General features: G+C 65.2%; 20 protein-coding genes. 11 read left to right on the forward strand and 9 right to left on the reverse strand.

Features of this window, described 5'->3' with window-relative positions:
• Positions 1–131 precede the first annotated feature (131 nt).
• Positions 132–638, forward strand: coding sequence for a Dps family protein (locus MA09_RS14475; RefSeq protein WP_036249640.1), 507 nt, complete (start codon positions 132–134; stop codon positions 636–638).
• A gap of 83 nt (positions 639–721) precedes the next feature.
• Here MA09_RS14475 and MA09_RS14480 read toward each other — a convergent pair whose 3' ends face one another.
• Positions 722–1,000: a hypothetical protein gene (locus MA09_RS14480; RefSeq protein WP_036249643.1), complete on the reverse strand. Its 279-nt coding sequence runs from the start codon at positions 998–1,000 to the stop codon at positions 722–724.
• 316 nt (positions 1,001–1,316) lie between these two features.
• Between MA09_RS14480 and MA09_RS24180 the strand changes: the two genes are divergently transcribed.
• A complete protein-coding gene (locus tag MA09_RS24180; protein WP_152594661.1) occupies positions 1,317–1,739 on the forward strand; it encodes a PAAR domain-containing protein in 423 nt (140 codons plus the stop codon).
• A 40-nt stretch (positions 1,740–1,779) separates the two neighbouring features.
• Here MA09_RS24180 and ftsB read toward each other — a convergent pair whose 3' ends face one another.
• The 4 genes from ftsB to MA09_RS14505 all read right to left on the reverse strand — a co-directional run bounded on the left by ftsB (position 1,780) and on the right by MA09_RS14505 (position 6,178).
• Positions 1,780–2,121 carry a cell division protein FtsB gene (gene ftsB / locus MA09_RS14490; protein ID WP_036249645.1) on the reverse strand — a complete coding sequence of 114 codons (342 nt, stop codon included), beginning with the start codon at positions 2,119–2,121 and terminating at the stop codon, positions 1,780–1,782.
• Positions 2,122–2,199: 78 nt separating this feature from the next.
• Positions 2,200–3,486 carry a phosphopyruvate hydratase gene (gene eno / locus MA09_RS14495; protein WP_036249647.1) on the reverse strand — a complete coding sequence of 429 codons (1,287 nt, stop codon included), beginning with the start codon at positions 3,484–3,486 and terminating at the stop codon, positions 2,200–2,202.
• Between the two features lie 140 nt (positions 3,487–3,626).
• Complete coding sequence (kdsA, locus tag MA09_RS14500; RefSeq protein ID WP_036249649.1) at positions 3,627–4,481, reverse strand: 3-deoxy-8-phosphooctulonate synthase; 855 nt, start codon at positions 4,479–4,481, stop codon at positions 3,627–3,629.
• Entirely contained in the window at positions 4,478–6,178 is a 1,701-nt protein-coding gene (locus MA09_RS14505; protein WP_036249652.1) for a CTP synthase, read from the reverse strand. Before MA09_RS14505 ends, kdsA begins: the two co-directional genes overlap by 4 nt.
• A gap of 240 nt (positions 6,179–6,418) precedes the next feature.
• On the opposite strand from MA09_RS14505, the gene MA09_RS14510 reads away from it, so the two are divergent.
• The 6 genes from MA09_RS14510 (at position 6,419) to MA09_RS14535 (ending at position 13,745) form a co-directional block, all read left to right on the forward strand.
• The gene (locus MA09_RS14510; RefSeq protein ID WP_036249655.1) at positions 6,419–7,570 is read left to right on the forward strand and encodes a YjgN family protein; all 1,152 of its coding nucleotides are present in this window, start codon (positions 6,419–6,421) and stop codon (positions 7,568–7,570) included.
• A 28-nt stretch (positions 7,571–7,598) separates the two neighbouring features.
• On the forward strand, positions 7,599–8,663 hold the full coding sequence (locus tag MA09_RS14515) for a M48 family metallopeptidase (RefSeq protein WP_051933446.1): 1,065 nt from the start codon (positions 7,599–7,601) through the stop codon (positions 8,661–8,663).
• A gap of 331 nt (positions 8,664–8,994) precedes the next feature.
• A complete protein-coding gene (locus tag MA09_RS14520) occupies positions 8,995–10,158 on the forward strand; it encodes a YaiO family outer membrane beta-barrel protein (RefSeq protein WP_036249660.1) in 1,164 nt (387 codons plus the stop codon).
• 78 nt (positions 10,159–10,236) lie between these two features.
• On the forward strand, positions 10,237–10,773 hold the full coding sequence (locus MA09_RS14525) for a dihydrofolate reductase family protein (RefSeq protein WP_036249662.1): 537 nt from the start codon (positions 10,237–10,239) through the stop codon (positions 10,771–10,773).
• On the forward strand, positions 10,770–11,360 hold the full coding sequence (locus MA09_RS14530) for a TetR/AcrR family transcriptional regulator (RefSeq protein WP_036249664.1): 591 nt from the start codon (positions 10,770–10,772) through the stop codon (positions 11,358–11,360). Before MA09_RS14525 ends, MA09_RS14530 begins: the two co-directional genes overlap by 4 nt.
• 102 nt (positions 11,361–11,462) lie before the next feature.
• Positions 11,463–13,745: a penicillin-binding protein 1A gene (locus tag MA09_RS14535; protein ID WP_051933447.1), complete on the forward strand. Its 2,283-nt coding sequence runs from the start codon at positions 11,463–11,465 to the stop codon at positions 13,743–13,745.
• A 59-nt stretch (positions 13,746–13,804) separates the two neighbouring features.
• Here the strand turns inward: MA09_RS14535 and MA09_RS14540 are convergent, their stop codons facing one another.
• From MA09_RS14540 to MA09_RS25535, 3 genes are all read right to left on the reverse strand, one after another.
• A complete protein-coding gene (locus tag MA09_RS14540) occupies positions 13,805–14,326 on the reverse strand; it encodes a cytochrome c (protein ID WP_036249665.1) in 522 nt (173 codons plus the stop codon).
• 138 nt (positions 14,327–14,464) lie between these two features.
• Positions 14,465–16,066, reverse strand: coding sequence for a mucoidy inhibitor MuiA family protein (locus MA09_RS14545; RefSeq protein WP_036249667.1), 1,602 nt, complete (start codon positions 16,064–16,066; stop codon positions 14,465–14,467).
• A gap of 88 nt (positions 16,067–16,154) precedes the next feature.
• Positions 16,155–17,807 carry a methyl-accepting chemotaxis protein gene (locus MA09_RS25535; RefSeq protein ID WP_036249670.1) on the reverse strand — a complete coding sequence of 551 codons (1,653 nt, stop codon included), beginning with the start codon at positions 17,805–17,807 and terminating at the stop codon, positions 16,155–16,157.
• A 79-nt stretch (positions 17,808–17,886) separates the two neighbouring features.
• Between MA09_RS25535 and MA09_RS14555 the strand changes: the two genes are divergently transcribed.
• The 3 genes from MA09_RS14555 (at position 17,887) to MA09_RS14565 (ending at position 19,798) form a co-directional block, all read left to right on the forward strand.
• Positions 17,887–18,765, forward strand: coding sequence for an AraC family transcriptional regulator (locus MA09_RS14555; RefSeq protein ID WP_081897601.1), 879 nt, complete (start codon positions 17,887–17,889; stop codon positions 18,763–18,765).
• 212 nt (positions 18,766–18,977) lie between these two features.
• Positions 18,978–19,256, forward strand: a complete 279-nt coding sequence (locus MA09_RS14560; protein WP_152594662.1) for a hypothetical protein — start codon at positions 18,978–18,980, stop codon at positions 19,254–19,256.
• A gap of 11 nt (positions 19,257–19,267) precedes the next feature.
• A complete protein-coding gene (locus MA09_RS14565) occupies positions 19,268–19,798 on the forward strand; it encodes a GAF domain-containing protein (RefSeq protein WP_051933448.1) in 531 nt (176 codons plus the stop codon).
• 27 nt (positions 19,799–19,825) lie between these two features.
• Here the strand turns inward: MA09_RS14565 and MA09_RS14570 are convergent, their stop codons facing one another.
• Entirely contained in the window at positions 19,826–21,973 is a 2,148-nt protein-coding gene (locus tag MA09_RS14570) for an ATP-binding protein (protein WP_267872581.1), read from the reverse strand.
• Positions 21,974–21,978 lie beyond the last annotated feature (5 nt).

Consider the following 21,978-nt stretch of genomic DNA (forward strand, 5'->3'; position numbering starts at 1 on the left):
ACATTCCCACCGCCCCGCTAATGAACCGTGACACTCGAAACACGCATTTTTTACAGCGGTGCTAAGCTGATGTATCTATGACAGTGTTGTCATTTCCTTACAAACACTGCACTTACCTCAGGAGAAAAACGATGCACATGGATACCGGAATCAACACCGAAAACCGCGCCAAGATCGTCGATTCGCTGTCGACCGTCTTGAGCGACGCTTTCATGCTCTACCTGAAGACGCACAATTTTCACTGGAACGTCACCGGGCCGATGTTCTCGACCCTGCACGTGATGTTCGAGGAGCAGTACACCGAGCAATGGAACGCGCTGGACGAAATCGCCGAGCGCATCCGCGCCCTCGGCCATTTCGCGCCGGCCACCTCGCAGCGCTATGTCCAACTCTCGAGCATCAAGGAAGAGCCGGAAGTACTGTCGGCCAAGGAAATGATCCGCCAGCTGGTCGAAGGCAACGAGATCCTGGTGCGCACCATGCGTGAAGGCGTCAAGGTTGCCGACGAGCTGGACGACTTCCCAACCGCCGACATGCTGACCACCCGCATGGAAGTACACGAGAAGAATGCATGGATGCTGCGCTCCTTCCTGGAGCAAGGCGCCGGCTCGATGCAGGGCGAGGCGTCGTCGGACTGAGGGAGCTGAACACGCACGGAAAGAAAAACGCGCCGCAAGGCGCGTTTTTCGTTGGGAGACTAGCTGGACAGAAAAGCGGCTGCTTAGCCGCGCCCACCCGACATGTGCAGGTCGACCACCTTCATGATCTCAAGGGTAAGATCCAGGTTGAATTCTTCCGCTACCAGGGCGGCCTGCAGTTCTTCGCGCGGTATGCCGACGGCCGCCGCCAGCGCGCCGAGGCCGGGCGCCCTCGCCACGGCCTGCATGGCGACGGTAATGACGGCGCCGTCGCCATCCTCGAAAGCATCGGCCAGGCAATCGGCGATCGAGTCGAGTGAATCGAGCTCCGCAGGATTCGGCGGGGTGTTTTCTTGGTTCATTTTCAGCTCACAGGAAGAAGTATTGGCACGGTGGCGTGCCCATACGATGATGCAAACCGCCGATCATACACTGGCGGAGTGCGCGCCGGTGTGAACATCTTCGCGCCTCCGTATGCGTGTCGGATAAGGTAATACCTACTGCTTTCCGGAAATAGGTGTAGTCCTATTCCTACATAAGACTTGACTTGAGGAAAGTCAAACACTTCCTCTACCGAAAGATTCCAATAGCGCTGCCGTACCGAGAAGCATGGTCTTGTCGAGCACGTTTGGCTTCGCACAAGGACCACTCTCATCGTTCATATCTTAATGAGCGTAAATGAAACGTATGTCCGCAGCTGCAGTCGCGTCGTTTGATCAAGAAGGGAAAGTTTCCGTCCCGGTACTTCGCAAAGTGATGGCCCGGTATCCCATCGCAACGGTCGGGTCGCATACCATACGAGGCGGTCAGGTCGTGGTCGCCGACAGTGACGCGCACATGGACGGCTTTCGCATCGCCTGCGTGGGCGACCGGGTCCGCTATCCTGACGGCAGCGAAAGCATCATCGTTTCCGGCGCGGGCAATGCGTCCACCTTTGGCGATCGTCCGATCGCACTGGTCGGTAGCCACGTGGAAAACGGCGACCGCATCACCCTGAGCCCGGAGAACATGGGCGAAATCGTCTTGTTCGAAGGGGATGCGCCGATCGCAGGACTGCTGCAGCCGGGTTACATGCCGCCGCCGGGCAGCGGCGAAGCCTGACGGCGGGATTGCCGGAACGGGAGAAGCGGCCGGCCAGGCTTCAGCGGCCGCGCTTTTCCTTCGGCGCCGGCGGGGGCGGCGGCACGGTCATCGAGACTGCCGGCTGCTCATCCTTGCGCAGCACCTGCACGAAGATTTCGTTCTGCTTGATCATGCCCAGTTCGTAGCGGGCACGCTCCTCGACCGCGCCGGTGCCGTCGCGCAGGTCGCGCACTTCCGATTCCAGCTTGGCGTTGCGCGCCTCCAGCTGGTCGGTCCTGGAGCGGGTCTGTTCGACCTGGTCGCGCATGTCGGCGACGTTCAGCCAGCCGCCCTTGCCCAGCCACAGCGGGTACTGGATCAGCAGCAGCAGGACGGCAAGGACGATGGTGATGAGTCGCATGAATACAGGTGTCGTTACAACGAGGCCGGACTGCCCGCAGGAGCAGTCCGGCCGTATGCCCTACTTGGCTTACTTGGCTTACTTCAGATTATAGAACGCGTCGCGGCCCGGGTAGGTGGCGACGTCGCCCAGGTCTTCCTCGATGCGCAGCAGCTGGTTGTACTTGGCCATGCGGTCCGAGCGCGACATCGAGCCGGTCTTGATCTGCAGGGCGTTCAGGCCAACCGCGATGTCCGCGATGGTCGAGTCTTCGGTCTCGCCCGAACGGTGCGAGATCACGGCGGTGTAGCCGGCGCGCTTGGCCATCTCGATGGCGGCAAAGGTCTCGGTCAGGGTGCCGATCTGGTTGATCTTGATGAGGATCGAGTTGGCGATGCCCTTCTGGATGCCTTCTTTCAGGATCTTGGTGTTGGTGACGAACAGGTCGTCGCCCACCAGCTGCACCTTCTTGCCCAGCGCGGCGGTGAGCGTCGCCCAGCCTTCCCAGTCGCCTTCGGCCATGGCGTCCTCGATCGAGATGATCGGGTACTTGTCGCACCAGGTGGCCAGCATGTTGGTGAAATCGGCTGCGCTCAGGGCCAGGCCACCCTCGCCTTCGAGGACGTACTTGCCGTCCTTGTAGAACTCGCTCGCGGCGCAGTCCAGGCCGATCGCGATGTCCTGGCCGGCCACGTAGCCTGCCTGGTCGATCGCCTGCATGATCAGCTTGATGGCTTCTTCATGGTTGGCCACCGACGGGGCGAAACCGCCTTCGTCGCCGACCGCGGTATTCAGGCCTTTCGCGTGCAGGATCTTCTTCAGGGTGTGGAACACCTCGGCGCCGTAGCGCATCGCTTCCTTGAAGGATGGAGCGCCGACCGGGATGATCATGAATTCCTGGATGTCCAGGTTGTTGTCGGCGTGGGCGCCGCCGTTGATGACGTTCATCATCGGCACCGGCATCTGCATCGCGCCCGAACCGCCGAAGTAGCGGTACAGCGGCAGGCCGGCTTCCTCGGCGGCGGCCTTGGCCACGGCCATCGACACGGCCAGCATGGCGTTGGCGCCCAGGCGGCTCTTGTTTTCGGTGCCGTCGAGATCGATCAGGGTGCGGTCCAGGAAAGCCTGCTCATTGGCGTCCAGGCCCATGATCGCTTCGGAGATCTCGGTGTTGATATTCTCGCAGGCCTGCAGCACGCCCTTGCCGAAATAACGCTTGGGGTCGCCGTCGCGCAGCTCGATCGCTTCGCGCGAGCCGGTCGAGGCGCCCGAGGGCACGGCGGCGCGGCCCATCACGCCCGATTCCAGCAGGACGTCGCACTCCACGGTCGGGTTGCCGCGCGAGTCAATGATTTCGCGGCCGATGATATCAACGATAGCACTCATGTCTTTTAGTCTCCGGAAGGTAAAAATCGGTAGCGGCTACGCAGCAGGCAGCGCGTCGTAGCCAAGGCGCTTAGCATTCTAGCAAATGCGCGCGTGCGCCCAGCCGCCGGGCGCACGCGTTGTGAAGCTGTCTTGACCTGTTACTTGAAGTCGGCTTCCAGGAAGCCGGTCTTCTTGACGATGCGATCGAGCTCGACCAGCGTGGTGAGCAGTTCCTTCATGCGGCCGAGCGGCACGGCGTTCGGGCCGTCCGACAGCGCATTGGCCGGGTCCGGGTGGGTTTCCATGAACAGGCCGGCAATGCCGGCTGCCACGGCTGCGCGCGACAGCACCGGCACGTGCTCGCGCTGGCCGCCGGACGAAGTGCCCTGGCCGCCCGGCAGCTGCACCGAGTGGGTCGCGTCGAACACCACCGGGCAGTTCGATTCGCGCATGATGGCCAGACTCCGCATGTCCGAGACCAGGTTGTTGTAGCCGAAGGAGGCGCCGCGTTCGCAGGCCATGAAGTTGTCTTCCGGCAGGCCGGCCTCGCGCGCCGCGGCGCGTGCCTTGTCGATCACGTTCTTCATGTCGCCAGGTGCCAGGAACTGGCCCTTCTTGATGTTGACCGGCTTGCCCGAACGCGCGCAGGCGTTGATGAAGTCGGTCTGGCGGCACAGGAAGGCCGGGGTCTGCAGCACATCGACGACGCTGGCCACTTCCGGAATCATCTCTTCGTCGTGCACGTCGGTGAGCACGGGCACGCCGAGTTCCTTGCGCACGTCGGCCAGGATCTCCAGGCCCTTTTCCCTGCCCGGACCGCGGAAGGATTTACCGGACGAGCGGTTGGCCTTGTCGAAGGACGACTTGTAGATGAAGGGGATGCCCAGGCTGCTTGTGATTTCCTTCAGCGTGCCCGCGGTGTCGAGCGCCATCTGGCGCGATTCGATCACGCAGGTACCTGCGATCAGGAAGATCGGTTGGTCGAGGCCGACCTCGAATCCGGCGAGTTTCATGCTGCGTCTCCTTGCAGTGCCTGTACTTCGGTGACCGTGTTCGCCGCGGCCACATTGGTGTTGGCAGCCTGGTGCTTCAGGGCCGCCTGGATGAACGCGGTGAACAGCGGATGGCCGTTACGCGGGGTCGACTTGAACTCCGGGTGGAACTGCACGCCGATGTAGAACGGGTGCGCTTGATCTCCACTGCGCGGCAGTTCCATGATCTCCAGCAGGTCTTCGTTCGGGGTACGCGCCGACACCACGAGGCCGGCCGCTTCGATCTTCGGCAGGTAGAAGTTGTTGCCCTCGTAGCGGTGGCGATGGCGCTCGGTCACGACGTTGCCGTAGATCTCGGCAGCCAGCGTGCCCGGGTTCACGGCGCAGGTCTGGGCGCCCAGGCGCATGGTGCCGCCCAGGTCCGAATTGGTGTCGCGGCGCTCGACCTTGCCGTCATGGTTCTGCCATTCGGTGATCAGGGCCACCACCGGCTGGTCGGTTTCCGGGTCGAACTCGGTCGAGTTGGCGTTCGGCAGGCCGGCCACGTGGCGCGCGTATTCGATCAGCGCGACCTGCATGCCCAGGCAGATGCCGAGGTAAGGAATCTTGTTTTCACGGGCGTAGCGGGCGGCTTGAATCTTGCCTTCCACGCCGCGCTTGCCGAAGCCGCCCGGCACGAGAATCGCGTCGTACTTGGCCAGATGCTCGCACCCTTTATTTTCGATCTCTTCCGAGTCGAGGTATTCGATGTTGACGCGGCTCTCGGTATGGATGCCGGCGTGGCGCAGCGCCTCGGTCAGCGACTTGTACGACTCGATCAGGTCGACGTACTTGCCCACCATGCCGATGGTGATTTCGTGCTTCGGGTTTTCCAGGGTGTGGATCAGCTTCGTCCACATCGACAAGTCGGCCTTCGGCGCTTCCAGGCCGAGGGCTTCGAGGATGATGTCGTCCAGGCCCTGGTCGTGCAGCACCTGCGGCACCTTGTAGATGGTGTCCACATCCCACACCGAGATCACGGCCTGCTCTTCCACGTTGGCGAACAGCGAGATCTTGGCGCGCTCGTCGTCCGGAATGCGGCGGTCGGCGCGGCACAGCAGCGCATTCGGCGAAATGCCGATCTCGCGCAGCTTCTGCACCGAGTGCTGGGTCGGCTTGGTCTTGAGCTCGCCGGCCGAAGCGATGTACGGCACCAGGGTCAGGTGCACAAAAGCGGCGCCCTTGCGGCCCGAGCGCAGCGACAGCTGGCGCGCGGCTTCCAGGAAAGGCAGCGACTCGATGTCGCCGACGGTGCCGCCGATTTCCACCAGCGCCACGTCCACGCCTTCGGCGCCGCGGCGGATGTAGTCCTGGATTTCATTGGTGATGTGCGGGATCACCTGCACGGTCTTGCCGAGGTACTCGCCGCGACGCTCCTTGCGAATCACCGACTCGTAGATCTGGCCCGTGGTGAAGTTGTTCACCTTCTTCATGCGGGTGCTGATGAAGCGCTCGTAGTGGCCCAGGTCCAGGTCGGTCTCCGCGCCGTCGTCGGTGACGAACACTTCGCCGTGCTGGGTCGGGCTCATGGTACCCGGGTCCACGTTGATGTAGGGGTCGAGCTTGAGCAGGGTGACTTTGAGGCCGCGCGATTCGAGGATCGCGGCGAGGGAAGCGGCCGCGATCCCCTTGCCCAGGGAAGACACGACGCCGCCAGTGACGAATACGAATTTGGTCATTTGTACTGAAGGTGCCGAATGGCACGCGCGGGAAATAGAAATTATACCTTAAACCGCGCAAATACTTCTGGTCGCCCTGCCGACTGCGCTGCAAAAGTCCCGTTCCGATGCCATTGCCGCGGAAAAATACGACATCTGCATGACATGCCGAAAACACCCGCCACGGCCGGCACACGACGACGCCCAAGAATATGCCCTATCAATTGACCGACTGGCAGGGGTGCCCCCTATACTGCCCCCATGCATACATTGACCGATCTCCCCGCCGGTACGCCGGTCTCGTACCACGCCGGGCCGCCTTCCGTGGTCCCGCCGCCGCGCACCCTGGCGCTCGGCTTCACGGGCGACGGCCGCGAATACTTCCGCATCTGGGTCGTCAACCTGCTCCTGACACTGGCCACCTTCGGCATCTACTCGGCCTGGGCCAAGGTGCGGCGGCTGCAGTATTTCGACCGCAACACGACCCTGGCCGGCGCCACCTTCGATTTCCACGGCAACCCACGCGCCGTGCTGGCGGGCCGGATCCTGTCGGTGCTGCTGCTGCTTGCTTACCACTACGCCTTCGGCTTCTCGACCACCTTCGGGCTGGTGACCATCGCCGCCCTGCTGCTCGCCTTTCCCTTGCTGATGCGCGGCGCGCTGCGCTTCCGACTGGGGAACACCAGCTACCGCGGCCTGCGCCTGGGCTTCGACGGCACGGTGGCGCAGGCCTACCTCACCTGGTTGCCGCCCGCCTTCACCTTCCTGGCGCCCGGTGTGCTGCTGGCCCTGAATCCGGGCCAACCCTGGCTGGCCGCACTGCCGCTGCCACTCTACCTGCTGTGGCCGCTGATGCATGCGCGGATCCGCCGCTTCCAGCATGCCCACCTGCTGTTCGGCGACCAGCATGCCCGCTATGAGGTCAAGGCGCGCCGCTTCTACCGCTTCTACCTGGTGTCCGGGAGCCTGATCCTGGTGTCGGTCGTCGGCGCCGCGTTCGCGGCCGGCATCACCAGCGCCGTCACCGGCAGCGGCCGCGTCGCAGTCATGCTCGTCGCCCTGGGAGCCACCGCCGTGGCAAGCTACGTGGCCTACCTGCTGATGGGACCCTACTTGCTGGTGCGGGTGTCGAACCTGGCCTGGTCGCATACCAGCTTCCCCGGCATCCGCTTCCGCTCGACGCTGCCGGCCTACGACTTCATGAGCCTGCAGACCAGGAACGCCCTGCTCACCGTGCTCACGCTTGGCCTGTACCGCCCCTTCGCCGTCGTCAGCGTCTATCGCTACCGGCTGGCGCATCTGCACGTCGAGGTGGACGGCGACATCGAGGCGGCCGCGGCCCACGTGGCGACCCGTGCCGGCGCCGCCGGCGACAGCGCCGCGGACGGCTTTGGCATCGACCTCTCCTGGTAACGCATTCCTGCAAGGACTTCATACCCGCATGAGCGCAGCACACTACTTCGACGGCCGCAGTGCACGCTTGCACGTGGTCGAACTGAGCGCCGGCGACGGCGCCATCCACCTGCACGGCGACGAGACGACGCGCAGCTACCGCGCTACCGCCACGCGCCTGGCGGAACCGTTCGAGCACGCCCCCGCCGTGCTGTACTTCGACGACGGCACCCATGCCGAAGTCGCGGACCCTGCCATGCGTCCGCTGCTGGCTGCCGCGCTCGACTACCGCAAGTCCTGGGTGGTGCGCTGGCAGGAGCACACCGCGGCCGCACTGGCCGCCGTGGTCCTGCTGGTGGGCCTGATCGCCGCCGCCTGGCACTGGGGCATCCCGGCCGCCGCCGAGCGCCTGTCGCGCGCCGTGCCGGCGTCGGCCGACCTGTCCCTCGGCCGGAACGCGCTTGCCCTGCTGCAGCGCCAGGGCATCCTGCAGCCCTCGCGCCTGAGCGAGGACCGGATCGCGGCGCTGACCAGCCTCCTGCAACGGGTGCAGCCGGCCGGGCCGCCGCATTTCAAGCCTCGTATCCCGCTGCGGCTACGGGTCCACGCCGCGCCGCAGCTGGGTCCGAACGCCCTGGCCTTCCCCGACGGGACCATCGTCCTTACCGACGACATGGTGCGCATGGTGATGGGCAAGAACAACGAGCTGGACGCGCACGCGGCGGCGGCGCTGGCCGGCGTGCTGGCGCACGAGGTCGGCCATATCGAGATGCGCCACAGCGTGCGCACGATCACACGCTCCTCGCTGACGGCAGCGCTGTCGGCCACGCTGTTCGGCGACTTCAGCGCCGTCGCCGCCGGCCTGCCTGCCGTACTGAGCAACATGGAATACTCGCGCGAGATGGAACTGGCGGCCGACGACTATGCGGCGCAGGCCCTGCACGCGCACGGCATCCCGACGGCGCCGCTGGCGGCCCTGTTCGACCAGCTCGACGAAAAGAAGAACAAGGTGCCGAAGTTCTTCCGCCAGGCGATGTCGTATGCGGCCAGCCATCCGGACGGCTATGTCCGCAGCCGGCGCCTGCTCGAGGGCGAGGCGGGACGCGGCAGGTAGGCCGCGACGGTCGAACAAAAGGCCGGGTCTGCGCAAGGCGGGACCCGGCCTTTGCTTGGCGCACGTGCCGCCGCGTGCCGAGGCCGAGGAGTGGAAAGCTTCCAAGCCTCCGAGCCAGCCTTGAAAGTGACGAAACGCCCGGCCATGTATCGGGCGTTGTTTTTTTCTCCTGTCCCGTTCGCAAACCATGTGGTCAGGTCATCCAGAATTTGACGATTTTGCGCGACACTACGGTGCGCAGACGTGATGTTTCCTTGACGCACTAACCCCTCTCGGGCAAAGTCTTGCCTGCCGCCGGCTCCGGCCTTTTCCTGTCTCTCCATTCGCTTCCATGCCCGTCGATTACCAGCAGCTTCCCGCCGAAACCGCCCAGGTCCAGCCTGCCGCCACTGCCTCGTTCGAACAGCAGTACGAAGAGGCGCGCAGGCTCGCCAACGCGGGCCAGCCCCAACTGGCGCTGGCCGCCTACAACGTCCTGCTGGCGCGCTCGCCGGGCGACGTGGACGTGCTGCTCGGCCGCGGCATCGTGCTCAGCCGCCTGGAACGCTGGGCCGAGGCCGAAGCCGATCTCACGGCCGCCGCCAAGGCTTCGCCGGAATATGCCGACGTCTGGTTCGCACTCGGCAACCTGCACCAATGGCAGGGCCAGCCGGCGAAGGCGGCCGAGGCCTATGGCCGCGCCGCCGCGCTGCGTCCGGACGATGCCGCCACGCTCACGGCGCGCGCCGCCGCCCTGCGGGCCATGCAGCCACCGTCGCAGCCCCAGGCACGGCCCTTCATCGGCAGCCCCGAAGCGGCGATCGCGGCAGGCTACACCTGGGCCGCAGGCCTGACCGGCAGCGTGCAGGACGCCGGCGAGGTGCCGCGCTGGAACGACCAGACCCTGAGCCTGCGCCACTACATGAAGCGCGGCTCGATCGGCTTCGAGGTGCTGCGCGCCCACCGTTTCGACCAGACCGACCGCGCCTGGGCCGTCGATGCCTACGCCAGCCTGTGGCAAGGCGCCTATGCCAACTTGCGCTACCAGCTGGCGCCGGGCAAGCGCCTGTTCCCGGAGCACTCCGGGCGCATCGAGCTCTACCAGTCGCTCGGCAATGGCTGGGAAGCCTCGCTCAGCGACGACCTGCTCGGCTTCGACACCCGCGTGAATATCTATGGCGTCAGCCTCGCCAGGTACACCGGCAACTTCTACGTGCAACTGCGCCACCAGAACATCGTGTCGAAAGACGCGCGCGGCTCGGGCGACCGCCTGCTGGCGCGCTGGTACTACGCGGGCAATGCCGACAGCTACCTCGAGGCGACCGCCAGCCGCGGCCGCAGCGACGATCCGCTCTCGCTCGGCGCCGGCCGCGCGCGCTCCGGCGGCGCCAGCCTCACCTGGGTCCACTACCTGTCGCGCGACTGGGGCGGCCGGATCGGCGCCAGTGTCGCCCGCAGCGGCGCCGGGCAGGCGCGTGAACGCGGCATCAGTTTCGGGCTCCATCGCCGCTGGTAAGCATTGGAAAACGGCGGGACTTGCTGCGCCGCCCGGCTTTTACGGATAAAATATACACCGCATAAATAAGGAGCCGACATGATTTCGGGGCACGCTTTCATCGCCACCAGCCTCGACGGCTACATTGCCCGCCCGGACGGCGATATCGGCTGGCTGCTGCAGCGCGACGACCCGGCCGAAGACCATGGCTATGCCGCTTTCATGGCCGACAAGGACGCGATCGTGATGGGACGGGGCAGCTACGAGAAGGTGCTGGGCTTCGATCCCTGGCCCTACGACCGCCCGGTGCTGGTGCTGTCGAAGCAGCTCGCGGGCACGCCGGTGCCCGAGGCGCTGCGGGGAAAAGTGCGCTTTTCAAGCGCCGCTCCGGCGCAGGCCATGGCGGAACTCGCAGCGCAAGGCGTGCACCGGGTGTACGTCGACGGCGGCCAACTGGTGCAGTCCTTCATTCGCGCCGGGCTGGTCGAGGACATGGTGCTCACCACCGTGCCCGTGCTGATCGGCGCTGGCCGGCCGCTGTTCGGGGCCTTGCCGCGCGACCTGGACCTGGCCCTCGTCGCCAGCCGCAGCTTCCCTTCGGGCCTGGTGCAGTCCACTTATCGTTTCCTCCGATGACGCGGCCACGCGGACGCCCCGCCCGGGGAGAGGGGGTGACGCGCGAGGAGATCCTGTCCGCCGCACTCGCCCTGCTCGACGAGGATGGCGCCGGCTTCGGCATGCGCGCGCTGGCGGCGCGCCTTGGCGTCACCCCGATGAGCCTGTACCACCACGTCGGCGACCGCGCCGGCCTGCTGCTGGCCCTGTCGGAGCGCGTGTATGCCGCCGTGCTGGACGACCCTGTGCCCGCCCATGGCGCCGCTCCCGCTGACGGGATGGCCCAGATCCGTGCCCTGCTCACCCGCTACCACGAGGCCGTGGGGAGGCATCCCCAGCTGACCCTGGCCATCTTCTGCGAGCCGGCCGCCTTCGCCGGGACAGCCCGCCTGATCACCGAGCGCCTCACGCTGCTGCTGTCGGCGCTCACGCCCGACTACCCGCTATGGCGCGACATCCTGGTCGACCACGCGCACGGCAGCGGCCTGGCCCTGTGCGCGGCGCGGGGCGACCGGATGCAGTTCGAGGCCATGCGCGGACAGTACCGGCTGGCGCTGGACAGCATGCTGGCGCGGATCGCCCCTGGCGGCAACGGTAGCGCCAGCTGAACCCTGTCGAGCCAGGCGGCGCTACCTTGCCCGCGCCTGGTGCGTCCGCCAAGCAATAGCGCTAAGATCGCGCCGCACTCAACCCACATCCAGATGAACCCCATGTACCAGCCATTTCTACTTCGACCGACTGCGCGTGCCGCGGTGTTTGCCGCTTTGCTGCTCCCGGCCGCCGTGCCGGCAAGCGCCGGCATCCTGGACGAAGTCCCGCTGCCGGACATCAGCGCCGTGACCGACTACCGCCCGAAGATTCCGCTGCGGGTGTACTCGGCCGACAAGGTCCTGATCGGCGAGTTCGGCACCGAGCGGCGCGACTTCGTGCCGATCGCAAAGATCCCTCCCCTGATGAAGGCAGCCGTGCTGTCGATCGAAGATGCGCGCTTCTACGAGCACAGCGGCATCGACTGGATCCGCGCGCTCGGCGCCGCCAAGGCCAACCTGGCTTCCCTTGGAAGCTTCCGCCAGGGCGGCTCGACCATCACCATGCAGGTTGCGCGCAACTTCTTCCTGTCGCGCGACAAGACCCTGCCGCGCAAGCTGACCGAAGTTGCCCTGGCCTACAAGATCGAGCAGGCCCTGTCCAAGGACCAGATCCTGGAGGTCTACATGAACCAGATCTACCTGGGCCAGCGTTCCTACGGCTTCGCCAGCGCGGCGCGCACCTATTTCGGCAAGCCGCTGGAAAACCTCAGCCTGGCCGAGACCGCGATGCTGGCCGGCCTGCCGCAGAACCCGTCGCGCCACAACCCGGTCGCCAACCCGGAACGCGCACAGGAGCGCCAGCGGGTGGTCCTCAAGCGCATGCTGGCACTGGGCAAGATCACCGAAGCGCAGTACCAGCGTGCCCTGGCCGAACCGCTGCGCGTGCGGCGCGACGGCGGCGGGCCGGGCGCCGGCGCGGAATACGTCGCCGAGCTGGCACGCCAGGCCGCCCATGCGCGCTTCGGCCAGGCGGCCTACGAGCACGGCTACACGGTCACGACCAGCATCAACGCGGCCGAGCAGACGGCTGCCTATGAAGCGGTGCGCCGCAACGCCATCGCCTATGACCGCCGCCACGGCTACCGGGGCCCGGAGGCGCACATCACGCTGCCGAAAGCGGAGGAAGAGCGCGAGGAAGCGATCAACGAGGCCCTGCACAAGCGCCCCGTGGTCGGCGGTTTCACGCCGGCCGTGGTGCTGGCGGCCTCGCCCAAGCGGGTGCGGGTCGCCACCCGCGACGGCGAGACCATCGAGATCAAGGCCGGGGGACTTGCCTTCGCGGCCCCTGCCCTGCTGCCTTCGGCCAAGGCCGGCCTCAAGCTGGCGCCCGGCGCCGTGGTGCGCATCGCCCAGTCCAATCGTACAAGCGGCAAGGACAGCTGGGCCATTACGCAGCTGCCGCAGGTGGCATCGGCGTTTGTGGCGATCGAGGCCCAGACCGGCCTGGTCCGCGCCATGGTGGGAGGCTTCGACTACCAGCTGCAGAAGCTCAACCATGTGACGCAAGCCTGGCGCCAGCCGGGGTCGAGCATCAAGCCCTTCGTGTACTCGGCGGCGCTGGAGCGCGGTTTCTTCCCGGGCACGACCATCCTGGACGAGCCGCTCGATTTTTCGGATGAGAAGGCCTATGCCAACTGGTCGCCGCGCAACGACGACGGCACGTTCGAAGGCCCGGTGACGATCCGCCATGCGCTCACGCATTCGCGCAACGTGCCGACGGTGCGCATGCTGCGCGCACTCGACGTGGACTATGCACGCGGGCACCTGGAGCGCTTCGGCTTCGACATGGCGCGCCACCCCGGCAACCTGACCCTGGCCCTCGGCACCGGCGCGGTGACGCCGCTGCAGCTGGCGGGTGCCTATGCGGTGCTGGCCAACGGCGGCTACCGCGTCGAGCCGAGCTTGACGATGACAATCCAGGACCGCAACGGCAAGGTGCTGTTCGAGAGCGGCAAGCCACGTCCCCTGCAAGAAGGAGCGCGCGTGCTCGACCCGCGCAATGCCTTCATCCTCGATTCCATGCTGCGCGACGTGGCGCGCTTCGGCACCGGCGCGCAGGCATCGCGCCTGCTGGGCCGGGCCGACCTTGCCGGCAAGACCGGGACCACCAGCAACGCCATCGACGGCTGGTTCGCGGGCTATGGCGGCAATGTGGTGGCGGTGGCGTGGATGGGCTACGACGAGCCGCGCTCGCTGGGCACTCACGAATTCGGCTCCACGCTGGCCCTTCCGGTGTGGGTCGACTACATGCGCGTGGCGCTGGCGAAGACGCCGCAGCGCGAGCGTACGCCGCCCGAGGGCGTGGTGCGTGCCGGCGGTGACTGGGTGTATGCGGAGTTTGCCGAGCCGGCGCCGGGCGTCGCGCAAGGCACTGCTGCGCCCGTAGCGCAGCAGTTGCCGTAAAAAGGGCGGGTGCCGGAGAGGGTATCCGGCACGCCGCCGTGTGATCGCTTGTTGATCGTCTATTTTGGCGGCGCCGGGAACAGGATCGCCGGCCCCTTCGGGGCCACGCCCGGGGCGAGCGCGGCAGGCGCCGGCTTGCCGGCCGGGCCAAGGTGGCGCACGAAACGGTAGATCGCGCGCAGGTCCTCCTTGTCCATCTGGTGCAGCGTGAACCAGGGCATCGGCGGGCGCGCCCGCATGGTCTGTGCCATCCTGATCCAGTCGTCCTCCCCGACCGCATTCATCGACAGGCGCAGGTTGGTCGGGTAGGTCGTGCCCCAGGGACCGCGCCAGCCCAGCTGGTCGCCCATGAGCCAGTCCTTTTCCGGCACCTTGCCGGCGCTCATGCCATAGCCGGCGGTGTGGCAGTCGTTGCAGCCGCCGACCTTCACAAGGTAGCGACCGCGCTCGATGTATTTGCCTTGGGCTGAGGCGTTCGCGCCGGGCTGCTGGGGATTGTTCTGTGCGGCCTGGACAGTGGCTGGCATGGCCAGGGCGAGCAGCACGGCGGCAATGCATGCCTTGTGGAGAATAGCGATCATGTAGTCCGTTCCTGATGTTGGCCGGTGCATGATGCGGTGATGCGCGCGAGGCCGGCTGTTTTTTGTCAATAGTCGACAAGATAGCCGGCGCTCGCAGGCGATGGCAGCCCCACGCCTGGGGGAATTGTGCATACCCGCTTAGGGCAAGCCCTGCACCGTCCCCTCTTTCGGATAGTCAATCACGTAGTCGACATTGAAGCGGGCCGTTTCGTTCGGCTTCAGGCTCCGCTCCCAGCCCACGATGCCGCGCCGGTGTTGCCAGTCCCTGACGGTCGGCTCCGGATGCAAGGAAATCTTTGCGCCGATCTTGTCCGACTGGCTGACCGGGGTCGGCTCGAGCACCAGGATATCGATCGGCTGGCGGTGGAAGCTCGTCACCACGTAGGTGTCGGCGATGCGCTTCTGGTTCTCGCGGTTGAACAAGCCCACTTCGCCCGATTTCTCGTTGCGGCGCTCGGTAGCGACGCGCACCAGCGGGTCGCGCCCGAAGGCCATCGTGAAGCGCTCGCTCGACTGGGGATTCCAGTGCAATGCACCGACATAGGAGCCATCGCGGCGCAGCTGCACCTGGCCCGGCAGCCAGACGCCATCGGGCCGCGCCGCGTCGATGGTGAGCACTGCCGCATCCTTGTTGTCGCGCGGCGCAATGCGCACCAGCTGCTTGACCGGCAGGCTTTGCTTGGCCAGGCCGACCGAGATCTCGCGGCCGTCGGACGCCAGGTCGACCCGGGCCGGCACTTCGAATTCGGTCGTGAACGCGCCCTGCGTCTCGATGACCGGCGCGATGTAGTCGTCGGCGACCCGCGAGCCCGTGACCGTCACGGGTGCCGGCGCCGGTGGCGGCGCAGGTGCGCGCGGCCGGATGGAGCGGTATTGGACCATCTCTTGCGCCTCCTGCGGCGGCTGGTGGGTCAGCAGCCAGGGCAAGGGATCGGGCGCATGGGTAGCCAGGTTCGGCTGGCCGGTCGACAGGCGCAGCCTGACGCGGCTCCAGTCCTCGCCGGTCTTTTGCGAGATCGCCGCCATCCGCTCCAGCTCGACCGTGGAGGCGTTGGAATCCAGCGATGCGCGATAGGTCGGCTTCCATCCGGCGCGGCTGACCTGGTAGGACAACAGGATCTTGCCGGGCTGGCGCGCCGCGACCGCCACGGTCATGCTGCGGCTGTCGCGCGTGCTGGCCTGGACCTTGGCGAGTCCGCCCTTGAGGGCCTCGAGCTGCTTTGCCAGCGCACGCTTCTTTACTTCGGCCTCGTGCATGCGTGCCAGGGCCTCGCTGCCGCCCTTGCGGATCGCGTCCAGGGTGCCCAGCAGGGCCTTGGGATCGCTGGGTCCGGCGCGGCCAGCAGCGTTCTCGCCGCCGCCCAGGCGCTCGAGGTAGCCCTGCACCAGCTGGGCCGACTTGATCTCCGCATCGACCAGTGCGACCTGGTCCTGCAGCGCCTGGATCTTCGCTTCCAGCTCCGCCTCACGCGGGCTCGGGCTGTCGATCGCGCGCTGGTCGCGCGTGAGCACCTGCCCGACCTGGATGCCCGGATCGGCCTGCAGGCGCACGGTATCGGTGTTGAAGTTGGCCAGCAGGCCCGTGATCTCGACCTGGGTCATGCCCGGCGCCACCTGCACCACGCGTTCCACCGTGGCGCTGCCGGGATACAGGGTGACGCTCTGGATCGGCGCCTCGACGGCGGAGGCGCCGGATGCGGCCAGCGCCAGGAGGATGGTCCACTGCTGCTTGAATGCCATGGTTTCCTTAGGAATCGATGTGATTCAGGCAGCGTACCAGACGGCGGGCGCCGAAAAACCTCGGAAACTCACGGCGCTCCGCCCTGCTTCAGGATCCTGCCCAGGCCAGCTGCACCGGGCTGGCCCCCCCGGTGCGTGCCGCTGCATGGGCGGCCGGTGCGGGCAGGCTGCCGGCTTCGTCCACCCGGAACACGCTCACCTGCTGCGCCAGGCCGGCGGCGCTTTCCTGCAGCGACTGGGCGGCACTGGCGGCTTCCTCGACCAGGGCGGCATTCTGCTGGGTGACCTGGTCCATCTGGCTGATGGCCTGGTGGATCTGCTCGATGCCCGCACTCTGCTCGCTGGTGGCCGCCGTGATTTCCGCCATGATGTCGGCCACGCGGCGCACGCTTTGCACGATGTCTTCCATGGTGGCGCCAGCCTGGCTGACCAGGCGGCTGCCGCTGTCCACCTTGTCGACCGAATCGGTGATCAATGCCTTGATTTCCTTGGCGGCGCCCGCCGAGCGCTGCGCCAGGTTGCGCACTTCGGAAGCGACGACCGCGAAGCCGCGGCCCTGTTCTCCGGCCCGCGCAGCCTCCACGGCCGCGTTCAGCGCGAGGATATTGGTCTGGAAGGCGATGCCGTCGATGACAGCGATGATGTCGACGATCTTGCGCGCCGAATCATTGATCGCGCCCATCGTGTCCACCACTTCGGCGACGACCGCGCCGCCACGCGTAGCCACGTTGGAGGCCGCGGCCGCCAGGTCGTTGGCCTGGCGCGCGTTGTCGGCGTTCTGGCGCACGGTCGTGGTCAGTTCTTCCACCGAGGCGGCGGTTTCTTCGATGGCGCTGGCCTGCTGTTCGGTACGCGAGGACAGGTCCAAGTTGCCGGCGGCGATCTGGCTGGATGCCGTCGCGATGACCTCGCTGCCGCTGCGCACTTCGCCGACGATCCCGGCGAGGCTGGCGTTCATGTCACGCAGCGCCGCGAGCAACTGGCCGAATTCGTTGCGGCTATCGACCTCGATACGCGCGCTCAGGTCGCCATCGGCGACGCGCCGTGCCAGGCCGACGGCAGTACCGAGCGGACCGGTGATGGCGCGCACCAGGTAGACCGTGGCAGCCGCCGCGAACAGGACTGCCAGCACGATGGCGCCGATGGTCAGCATGTTCAGCTGGCGCAGTTCGGCATGCAGTTCCTGGCTTTGCTTGACGTTGCGCGCGCTGATGTCGTCCTGCAGGTCCTTGTAGGCTTTCTGGCCTTTCAGGTAGGTCGGATTGATCTGCTTGATCAGGATGGACTGCGCCAGGTCCCAGTCGCCGGCCTCGAGGGCGCGTGCGGCATCGCGGGTCATCTGCACGCCGAAATCCTGGCTGGCCTCCTGCCAGCGCGCTACTGCTTCCTTGATTTCAGGACGGTGCAGCGATGCCAGCAGTGCGTCGCGTTCCTTTTCCAGTTCAGCCGTATTAGTCGTGATGTTATTGAAATGGTTTGCCAGCGGATGGTCGTGCATCACCGCATATTTGCTTTCCGGGTTGTGCTGCAGCGCCTGCAGGACCTGGCTGCGGTTGCTTTCCATGCGATGGACCATGTTCGCCAGAGTCAGTTGCTGCTTGGCGCTGTACAGAGCGGTATTTTCGAGCAGGTCGACCGAACGCTGGGTCGAGTAATAACCGAGGCCGCCAACCGCCATGGTCACGGCAATGAGGGCGCCCGTCACGGACGTAATGACGTGCTTGATGCGAAAGTTCTTCATGAGGGTGGAAATGGATAGAGGGAATTCGGCAGGATGCCGCTAAGCCGTTGTATTTTCGACGAATTTGAGGAATTTTTCCATGCGGAAACTATGCGTATCGTCCAGAATACCTGTCTCTTCGTCGAAATTTGCTGATATGGACCATTTGTCTCTGCTCGTCGGGCGTCATGCCTTCAACGCCCGCATTTTTTTCAACGGAAGCTTCTGCGACGTCAACGAATTCCACGAAAACGGTGTCTCGGGCCACCTGCACCTGGTGCGATGCGGGCCGGTCGAGTTTGTCCACGACGATGGTTCGGTGCTGCGTGTCGACCTGCCATCGCTGGTGTTTTATCCGCGCGGCAGCAGCCATCGCCTGCAAGTGCCAGTGGGACATTCTGCCTCGCTGCTGTGCGCGGATATCGTATTCGAGGACGGTGTAGACAATCCGTTGGCACGTGTCTTGCCCGACTGCCTCCATACGCCGCTGTCCGGCATCGCCGGACTGGGCGCCACGCTCGACCTGCTGTTCGGCGAAGCGGCCGGCGCCGCGCCGGGGCGCGAGCTGATCCTGGACCGCATGTGCGATGTCCTGCTTATCCAGTTCCTCCGGCGCGAGTTTGAGAATGGCAAGCTGTCGCTTGGCCTGCTGGCCGGCCTGGCCGACCGCCAGCTGTCGCTTGCCCTGGCGGTAATCCACGAGCGGCCTCATGAACCCTGGACCTTGCAGTCCCTGGCGGGCATTGCGTGCATGTCACGCGCCGCATTCGCCGAACATTTTCGCGAGGTAATGGGCATACCGCCGGGCGAATACCTGACACGCTGGCGCCTGACGCTCGGCGGCAGGCTGCTACGCCAGGGACTGCCGGTCAAGCTGGTCAGCAGCCGGACCGGCTATACCAGTGCGTCCACCTTCACGCGAGCCTTTACCGCACAGATGGGCGCTTCGCCGCGCGACTGGCTCAAGCGAGCGGCCTGACTCTGGCAGACGGGCTTCTCCTGTGTGAGATTCGGCATATTTTCGTGCAGATCGTCTCGAAAACATTGCATGACGTCTTTTGGCGCTGAAATCTATCGAATTTGCGCGTATATTTCCACGTGGAAACAGGGTGTGCAATTGTTGCAAGCCCACATCTACTTCTCTCCCGATCTGAGCGGGTAAAGTCAGCACACTCTTATAAGGCCCATAACATGGAAGCGTCATCTGCCGTAAATCGCTATAAGCTTGCACCGCCAAGCGAACAGGACCTGTTCGTTTCGCTGAACCGTTTGATGAAACCCGAAGAGTCCCAGCAATTGTGGACCACGGCTTGTCGTCAGGTAGGCGCCCGCTCGCCGCTCTCGGTCGACCAGTTCGAGCGTGTGCTCGTACAGCTGAAAGAGGCCAAAGGCCTGGCGTCGATCGCGGCCAGCTCCACGCTGGTACGCCTGAAGTCGTACCGTACGCTTTCCAAGATGAATTCCAAGTAACGAGGACGAAAATGAATGACCCATACGCTCCCAGCCCGGAACTGGATCCGGTCCTGGATGTCGCCAGGCTGCAGGAAATTGCTGACCTGGACCTGTTTGCGCCGGAAGTGAGCAATATTCTTTCCGATCTGGCTCGGGAAGCCAGCACCCGGCTGGACCTGCCGCTTGGCATGGTTAACATCGTGCTCGACGAGGCGCAGTACGTCGCGGCCCACCATGGTGTAGGTGGATGGATCGCAGAGGCCCAAGGAACGCCGGTCGAATGGGCCTTCTGCCGATTTGCCGTGCGCGACCGTACCGATTTCGTGGTCGAGGACGCGCATGTCCATGAGCGCGTGAAGGACAATCCTCTCGTTACCGAAGACGGCCTGCGCTGCTATGCGGGTATTCCTCTCATCACGTCCCGCGGCCACGCCCTGGGGTCCTTCTGTGTAGCCGGTACCGAGGCGCGCAGCTTTGACGAGGCCGAGATGAAGGTCTTGCGCGACTTGGCGGCCGAGGCCATCCGCCGCATCGAGGACAGGCGCGCAGTCGCCGCCTGAGCTGGTGCTCTGGAGGCCGGTCCCTGGCTACTGTGGAACCTTCCAGGACCGAAGGCTCGACAGTACCGTCAGCAGTTCGGCCGGCTCCACGGGCTTCGCGACATGCATCTGGAATCCGGCGGTCAGCGCGCGCATCCGGTCCTGGACGCGGGCGTAGGCTGTCAGTGCAACCGCGGGGATTCCCGGTCGCCCGGCACGGCGCTCGCGCCTGCGCAACTCCGCAATGAATTCATAGCCGTCCATGTCGGGCATGCCGATGTCGCTCACGATGAGATCGGGCTGGATGCCTTCGTACAGGATCAAGGCCTCGTGCGCATTGGAGGCGGTTTCAACAACCGCATGGGCACTGAGCAGGACCGATGCAAGCATGCCTCGCGCGTCATCGTCGTCTTCGACCAGGAGGATGGTCGCGCCGCCCAACCCGAACTCTTCCGTATTAGCCGGAATTGGAAAGCGGCTTGCCACTTCCGGGTCGGTCTCGGCTGTCGCGCTGTGGCCCTTCATCGCAGCCAGGGGCAAGGTGGCGGTAAATACCGCCCCCTTGCCTAATCCATGGCTCGATGCCTCGACATGCCCACCATGAAGCTCGACGAGTTTCTTGACGATCGCAAGACCGAGGCCAAGACCACCCTGCTTCCGAGTCGAGGTCGGGTCGACCTGCGTAAACGTGTCGAAAACCGTCGGCAAGTGCTCGGCTGGGATGCCGGCGCCGTTGTCGCTTACGATGATCTGGACATTGGAGTCCAGCTTCCTCAGCGTAAGCTGGACGCGTCCGCCTTTCGGCGTGAATTTGATCGCATTCGACAGAAGGTTCCAGACGATCTGCTGGAGCCGTTCCGGATCGCCCGAAACCGGGCCGGCCGACGGGTCCAGTACCAGCTGCAGACTGATGTTCTTAGCGTCAGCCGCCGGCCGCAAGGCTTCGAGCGCCGACTCGACCGACAGTTGCGGCGAGAACAGCTGGACGTTCAGGCGCAGTTTTCCGTTGACGATGCGGGAGATGTCGAGAAGGTCTTCGACGATCTGGGCCTGGCTGCGGGCATTGCGCTCGATCGTCGTGATCGCACGCTGGCGCATGGACTCATCGAGCTTTCCGGAAGTAAGCATTTGCGCCCATCCCAGGATCGATGTCAAGGGCGTACGCAGTTCGTGCGAAACCGTGGCCAGGAACTGGTCTTTGGCCTCGTTAGCGCGGGCCGCTTCTTCGTACAGCTTCTGCTTTTCGAGGGCGTCGAGCTCGGCGCGGCGCCGAGCAAACAGCGCTTCCTGGTACAGCGATGCCTTGTTCAATCCGATCGCTGCCTGTGCGGCCAGGGTTTCCACGAGGCGTTCATGGCCTTCTGTAAAACGGTCCGTCTCCTCGTGACCAAAGAACAGACCGCCCACGACTTCGCCATTGCCGAGGCTGACCGGCACGGCGAGATACGAGCGCACCGGCAGGTGGCCGGCAGGCATGCCATGGTGGGGCGCCATCTTGCCGTAACGTGGGTCCGCGCGTACGTCACCGCTGCGTATCGCTCCCTCGCCCCGGAAAGTGGGGCCGAACAAGTGTGTTGCCCGCGGTAGCGGAAACTGGCTGAAGTGTTCCTTTGGTACTCCGGCAATGGTGTACAAGGTATAGCTTTCGCCGCCTTCATCCCGGACCTTGTAGAAGAATGCCCCGAACTGGGCGCCGGTAAGCTGGGTTGCCGCTTCCGTCACCGCTTCCACGATCTTCTCATGGCTCAGTTCCTGGAGGATCAGCGAGCCGATCGCATGCAGTGCCTCCCTCTCGCGCTCCTGCTGCAGGCGGGGGCGGGCATCCTGCACTTCGATGACCGTTCCCACGACCTTGCCGTCACGGCGTACCGGACTGGCGGTGAACTGAACGGCGTAGAACGAACCGTCGCGGTGCACGAAGATTTCTTCGCCCTGTTCCTGCATGTTGGCCGGGGCGGCGCGGTCGATGGGACACTCTTCGAGGGGATAGTGGGTCCCATCCGGCCGGGTATGGTGAACGAAGTTGTGCAAGGGAGCACCTTGCACGTCATCGAGCCGATAGCCGGTAAGCGCTTCCGCCGCAGGATTCATGTACACACAACATTGCCGCTCGTCCATAACAAACATGGCAACGGTCGCGTTATCACATACGTCTTGCAGGTGGGAGAGATGAGTAGAGCGAATTGGAGTAGACACGGCAC

Origin of the sequence: Massilia sp. BSC265 (assembly GCF_000740675.1) — a bacterium.
Lineage (GTDB): Bacteria > Pseudomonadota > Gammaproteobacteria > Burkholderiales > Burkholderiaceae_D > Telluria.

What these genes read in the sequence shown, in the direction of transcription:
- MA09_RS14475 (WP_036249640.1), top strand. Translation starts at nt 132, where the DNA reads ATGCACATGGATACCGGAATCAACACCGAAAACCGCGCCAAGATCGTC.
- MA09_RS14480 (WP_036249643.1), bottom strand. Translation starts at nt 1,000, where the DNA reads ATGAACCAAGAAAACACCCCGCCGAATCCTGCGGAGCTCGATTCACTC.
- MA09_RS24180 (WP_152594661.1), top strand. Translation starts at nt 1,317, where the DNA reads ATGAAACGTATGTCCGCAGCTGCAGTCGCGTCGTTTGATCAAGAAGGG.
- ftsB (WP_036249645.1), bottom strand. Translation starts at nt 2,121, where the DNA reads ATGCGACTCATCACCATCGTCCTTGCCGTCCTGCTGCTGCTGATCCAG.
- eno (WP_036249647.1), bottom strand. Translation starts at nt 3,486, where the DNA reads ATGAGTGCTATCGTTGATATCATCGGCCGCGAAATCATTGACTCGCGC.
- kdsA (WP_036249649.1), bottom strand. Translation starts at nt 4,481, where the DNA reads ATGAAACTCGCCGGATTCGAGGTCGGCCTCGACCAACCGATCTTCCTG.
- MA09_RS14505 (WP_036249652.1), bottom strand. Translation starts at nt 6,178, where the DNA reads ATGACCAAATTCGTATTCGTCACTGGCGGCGTCGTGTCTTCCCTGGGC.
- MA09_RS14510 (WP_036249655.1), top strand. Translation starts at nt 6,419, where the DNA reads ATGCATACATTGACCGATCTCCCCGCCGGTACGCCGGTCTCGTACCAC.
- MA09_RS14515 (WP_051933446.1), top strand. Translation starts at nt 7,599, where the DNA reads ATGAGCGCAGCACACTACTTCGACGGCCGCAGTGCACGCTTGCACGTG.
- MA09_RS14520 (WP_036249660.1), top strand. Translation starts at nt 8,995, where the DNA reads ATGCCCGTCGATTACCAGCAGCTTCCCGCCGAAACCGCCCAGGTCCAG.
- MA09_RS14525 (WP_036249662.1), top strand. Translation starts at nt 10,237, where the DNA reads ATGATTTCGGGGCACGCTTTCATCGCCACCAGCCTCGACGGCTACATT.
- MA09_RS14530 (WP_036249664.1), top strand. Translation starts at nt 10,770, where the DNA reads ATGACGCGGCCACGCGGACGCCCCGCCCGGGGAGAGGGGGTGACGCGC.
- MA09_RS14535 (WP_051933447.1), top strand. Translation starts at nt 11,463, where the DNA reads ATGTACCAGCCATTTCTACTTCGACCGACTGCGCGTGCCGCGGTGTTT.
- MA09_RS14540 (WP_036249665.1), bottom strand. Translation starts at nt 14,326, where the DNA reads ATGATCGCTATTCTCCACAAGGCATGCATTGCCGCCGTGCTGCTCGCC.
- MA09_RS14545 (WP_036249667.1), bottom strand. Translation starts at nt 16,066, where the DNA reads ATGGCATTCAAGCAGCAGTGGACCATCCTCCTGGCGCTGGCCGCATCC.
- MA09_RS25535 (WP_036249670.1), bottom strand. Translation starts at nt 17,807, where the DNA reads ATGAAGAACTTTCGCATCAAGCACGTCATTACGTCCGTGACGGGCGCC.
- MA09_RS14555 (WP_081897601.1), top strand. Translation starts at nt 17,887, where the DNA reads ATGCGGAAACTATGCGTATCGTCCAGAATACCTGTCTCTTCGTCGAAA.
- MA09_RS14560 (WP_152594662.1), top strand. Translation starts at nt 18,978, where the DNA reads ATGGAAGCGTCATCTGCCGTAAATCGCTATAAGCTTGCACCGCCAAGC.
- MA09_RS14565 (WP_051933448.1), top strand. Translation starts at nt 19,268, where the DNA reads ATGAATGACCCATACGCTCCCAGCCCGGAACTGGATCCGGTCCTGGAT.